4 protein-coding genes are annotated in these 4,544 nt (G+C 67.3%); all 4 read left to right on the top strand.

The window, feature by feature from the left end; translation table 11 throughout:
• The first annotated feature begins 602 nt into the window (after positions 1-602).
• A complete protein-coding gene (locus UK12_RS31920; protein WP_045306706.1) occupies positions 603-2,102 on the top strand; it encodes a hypothetical protein in 1,500 nt (499 codons plus the stop codon).
• Positions 2,103-2,687: 585 nt separating this feature from the next.
• A complete protein-coding gene (locus tag UK12_RS31915; protein ID WP_331386674.1) occupies positions 2,688-3,989 on the top strand; it encodes a GMC oxidoreductase in 1,302 nt (433 codons plus the stop codon).
• On the top strand, positions 3,953-4,129 hold the full coding sequence (locus tag UK12_RS41860) for a hypothetical protein (RefSeq protein WP_197085344.1): 177 nt from the start codon (positions 3,953-3,955) through the stop codon (positions 4,127-4,129). Before UK12_RS31915 ends, UK12_RS41860 begins: the two co-directional genes overlap by 37 nt.
• 58 nt (positions 4,130-4,187) lie before the next feature.
• The coding region (locus UK12_RS31910; RefSeq protein WP_045306705.1) for a Uma2 family endonuclease at positions 4,188-4,544 on the top strand (357 nt) is incomplete at its 3' end.

Raw genomic sequence — 4,544 nt, 5'->3', positions numbered from 1 at the left:
CATCGCGGCGCACACGCACAAGTACGGTTCGGGCAAGCTGCCCATCGAGCTGGCCGACGGGCGGACCTACACCCTCGACCTGGACGAGCTGCCCCGGCCTGCGGCAGACGTCCGCTGACAGCACCGGTTCGTTGGGCGTCCGGCTTGTTGATCTTCGCCGGTTGATGCTCCCCTGTCGTGCGGCGCGCGGCGCGGCCTGGGCTCCATGCTGCGTGCGCATTCCGGGAACGGCGATCCCGGCGCTGGAGCGGCTGGTGGCCCAACCGCACGGAGGAGTCGTGACCGTCGTCCGAGCTGGGTACCGGGCACTGGGTGCATGACCTGGTCCTGGGAGTACCTCACCCGTCTCGGCACGCCGAGAAGCCCACTGCTTCGGTTTTCAGTCACCGGGGGCTGTGTTCGAGCCAGCCATGCAGAACCATGCTTCCTGAACTGCCCATCGGGACGATTCTGTTGGTGCTGGCGCCGTGCGCCTGCCCCTGGTTCTTCCAGCTTCCCGCCTGAAGCTGCCACCGCACCGACCGTGCACCCGCCAACACCGAGCCTCCTCTTCGTGTCTTCTGCCCGCATTGTGTGAAACGCCGAGGTAGGGAGTCCTCACCGTGCCGTCTTTGCTGAACTACGCCGTCATGACGGATCCGACCTCGCTCGAAGCGTCGCAGCCCGGGGTGCCGTCCGTAGGAACGGTGTACGTGATCGTCTCCAACACTCACCAGTCCGAGGTGAAGTGGGAGTTCATCGATGTGGAGATACCGGTAGGCAGCGGCCCCAGCGACCTGACGGGTAATCCGACGGCGATCAGCGCGAGTGTCGAAAAGGGCTACTCGGTCTGGCGGGAGGAAGACCCGACCTTCGGCTGGGACAGCACCCTCGGCCGCTTCAGGGCGCATGCCCCCTCAGGGGGGAAGCTGACCCTGCCCGACGGGGAGTCGCTGATCCTGACACTGGAGAACATTCCTGTCTCCGACCTGGAGGGACCGGTCCGGCTGAAGATCCGCGAGCGGTCCGGCGGCGGCGACGACAACATCCCCATTCGGCGGGCGGAGTTCACCACCACTCTCGGGGTGGTGAAACAGGCTCCGAGGATCCCGCGCAACTTCCGCCCGGAGAACAACTCCTTGGTGGACGTGGACGCGGGTCAGAACGTCGTTCTGCGGTGGGACGGCCCGGACAACCTCGACTACTGGATCCGCGATCCGCAGGGGAACGAGGTGCTCGTCCAGTCGGCAGCCCAGGGCCCGCGGGTGACTCAGCGGCCCTACACCTGGTCACCCCCCTCGGCGCCGAAGCGAGGCACCACCTACACCCTCATCGCCGGGTCGACCGGTGCCGGGCAGCAGCGGCAGGGATACTTCCTCACCACCACGGTCCATGCACTCGTTCCCGAGTTCGACAGCGGGACGCGTACTCCCTGGGTCGAGGGGACGCCGAGCAGCAGCCGTGTCACCTTCTCCGCCGGAGGGGTGGAAGTCCGCAACGGGACCGGCGGATGGGGGACCGTCACGGCCGGCACGGTCGACGTGGACCGGGTGAACACCGAGTCGGTGCACGGCCGCGACTCCGACGACGGATGGGTCGACTTCCCGAAGTCCGGCCTGCACGTACACCGGGACGGGCAGCCGCAGTTGGGCGTCCTCTCGGCCGGCGCGGTCGACGTGGACCGCGTGGACACCGGGTCCGTGCACGGCCGGAATTCCGACGACGGATGGCTCGACTTCCCGAAGTCCGGAGTACAGGTCCGAGACGGACAGAACGACTTGGGCACCGTCAAGGCCGGGAAAGCCGACCTGGACGACCTGCTCACCGGCCAGGGACGGGTGAAGGGCCACCTTGTCGTTCAAGGAGGAATGAAGGTCAGCGACGGAAGCGAGCGAGCGCTGGAAGCCGATGGCAGTGGGGTAACGGTCCACAACGGGCTATCGGTCTCTGGAGGTGGCGACATCAAGGGCGTACTGGAGCTCCACGACGGCATTTACGTCCATATCGATGAACTCAACTACATCTCGGCGGGCGTAGGTATGGGCGGGGTGGAAATCAAGGGCTGTCTCGCCGTCACCGGAACGATCCTGGCGGAGACCGACACAAATGGAAGGAAAGTCTAAACTCGTCGCTTGGCGTCCGACTTCGAACGGGCGGAGCGGCAGGCCGCCATGGCTTTGATGGACGACTTCTTCGAACGACTTGCCGCCCGCTACGCCCACTGAGCGCCTTGTCTCAAAGAACGGCGTCCGCCTCGGGCTCTTCGCTGCGGGATCAGGGCGGCCAGCGGGAGCGGGGAATGTGAAGTCGTCGTGAGTGCAGGGCCGAAGCCTAGGAGGCGGCGATGCCTCCTAGGCTTCGCGCCCGGGCGGTGGCTAGGGCCTCATGGCTTCTTGGATCGGCCTGACCAGGCGGTTGATCTCGGTGATGGCGGCCCAGTGATCGAGCCACTGGAAAGCCCGGATCGCGTGTTGGGCTGCTGCCTCCATGGTCGCGGACACGGCAAAGCGCATGAAGTCAGCTGAGGGATGTTCTTCGGATCCGATATGTCTCATGGGACAACGTAAGGCGAGGCCCTCCCGTCGGCTGCGGTGACGGCTTCGGCCGGTGTGTTACTGACATCGGCTCTTTGGGGTGATGGCTCTGCCGTTTCGCAGACGGATGAGGTCGTCGATGCGACGGGTCGGCGGGAGCTGTGAAGGCGCCGGCTGCCGGTGCGGGTGGTGGTCTACTTCGTCCTCGCGATGTGCCTGTTCCGGTCGGCGGGTTATGAAGAGGTGGTGCGGCTGCTGTCCGAGGGCCGCCCGGTGCGCTTCCGGGCCGCGCGCGAGGTGGTGCTCAGCCTCGGGGCGGTGCAGACGCCCAAGATCCTGATGCAGTCGGGCATCGGACCCGCACGTCACCTGGAGCAGGTCGGCCTCGCCGTCCGCGAGGACCTTCCCGGCGTCGGCGCCAACCTCGACGACCACCTGCTGGTCGGTTGCGTGTGGGAGGCCGATCCGGCGGCAGAACTGCCGCCGCCGCCGCGTGCCCAGGCGGTGTGCTTCTGGGGCAGCGACGACGGTCGTGCGGACTCGCCGAAGTTCGTCATGTACTCCGGTGCGGGCGCGTTCATGAGCCCCGAGGCGCAGGCGCGGTACGGGGGGCCGGAGGCCGCCTTCACCTTCCTCCTCGGCATGCGCCTGCGGTCGCGCGGATCGGTCCGGCTCGCCGACGCGGACCCGGCGAGCGCGCCCGTGATCGAGACCGGCTACTTCGACGAACCCGGCGACCTGCGCGACGCCGTCGAGGCCTACCGGTTCGCCGAGGAGATCGCCCACGCGGACGCGATGAGCCCCTATCGCGGCTCCCGCGCCATCCCGGGAACGGGCTCCGACGCGGAACTCGCCGCCTACATCCGCACGGCGGCCAACACGTTCTGGCACCAGTGCGGGACAGCCAGGGTCGGCACCGACGCCGACGCCGGTGCCGTCGTCGACTCCGAACTGCGAGTGCGGGGAGTCGAAGCCCTGCGCATCGCCGACGCCTCCGTGCTGCCGCGCGTGACGTCGGGCAACACGATGGCGCCGTGCGTGGTCGTCGGACACCGCGCGGCCGAACTGATCCGGGGATGGACGAGGTCGTCGTCGTTGCGGCGATCCCGGGGCCGCGCCCGCCTGACGGTGCTGCCGCCGTCCCCGGCGTGTTGGCTGGAGGCTCCGCACCACAGGCTGATCGGCTGGGATGCCGTTCCCACGGTGAATCGACTGGTCCATGCCCAGTCGCCTCATCTCCAGCGGCACGCCACCAATCGCGTGGACTGGTGGGAGTGGGGAGAGGAGGCGATGTCAGAAGCGGCAAGGCGGGACGTACCCATCCTCCTCTCGGTGGGGTGCGCATCCTGCCATTACCGTTTCTGGCGATCCGTCATAGGTGCCAATGACTTAACACAACCAGGTAGTCCTGACCTGGGATGTTTCCGGGGAGTGCCTGCATGGACACGTACGATGAGCGGCTGGGGCAGGACATAGGCGCCTGGGCCGAAGACCAGCTGGCCAGCTCACCCGAGTGGGTGCCCGAGCAGTACGCCGGCATGCGCCAGCGCTTGGAGGGCACACCTCCGCTGCTGCTGCCCATGAATACGACGCCACCCCGGGCGGCACTCCCGTAGTGGACCCCGCGTGGGACCGTGGCCCCATATTCTGAGAGGCAACAGGAAGGAGCCGTTGATGAGCGTCGACGCGGTCATGCACACCGAGTTCCCCGCTGGGTACGTGGTCTTCTTCGGAGCCGACGGGAAGGTGGTCATGACCCCGCAGAGCTTTGAGCACTCCAGCACGATCAAGTCGATGCAGATCGACTCGCTCGCGCTCGGCCGGCACGCGAAGACCGCATCCGACGTGTACTTGGACTTCCCGGCCGACGAGAATTCGGCCCCGGACTTCGCGATCCTGCGGGAGGACGCGCAGAGGCAGGGCAAGCGCTACGGCTTCGAGGACGTGCTGCTGATCGCCGAGGTGGTGTCGGTCTCCTCCGCGCGCAAGGACTACGACGACTGCACGGCGAAGTACGGCCGCTACGGCATC

It is taken from the genome of Saccharothrix sp. ST-888, from assembly GCF_000955975.1.
GTDB lineage: Bacteria > Actinomycetota > Actinomycetes > Streptomycetales > Streptomycetaceae > Kitasatospora.
Note: the sequence above shows the minus strand (reverse complement) of the source record. Positions and strands in the feature narration are given on the sequence as shown.

Coding starts and splice junctions, on each gene's coding strand:
- UK12_RS41860 (WP_197085344.1), top strand. CDS start 3,953: ATGGACACGTACGATGAGCGGCTGGGGCAGGACATAGGCGCCTGGGCC.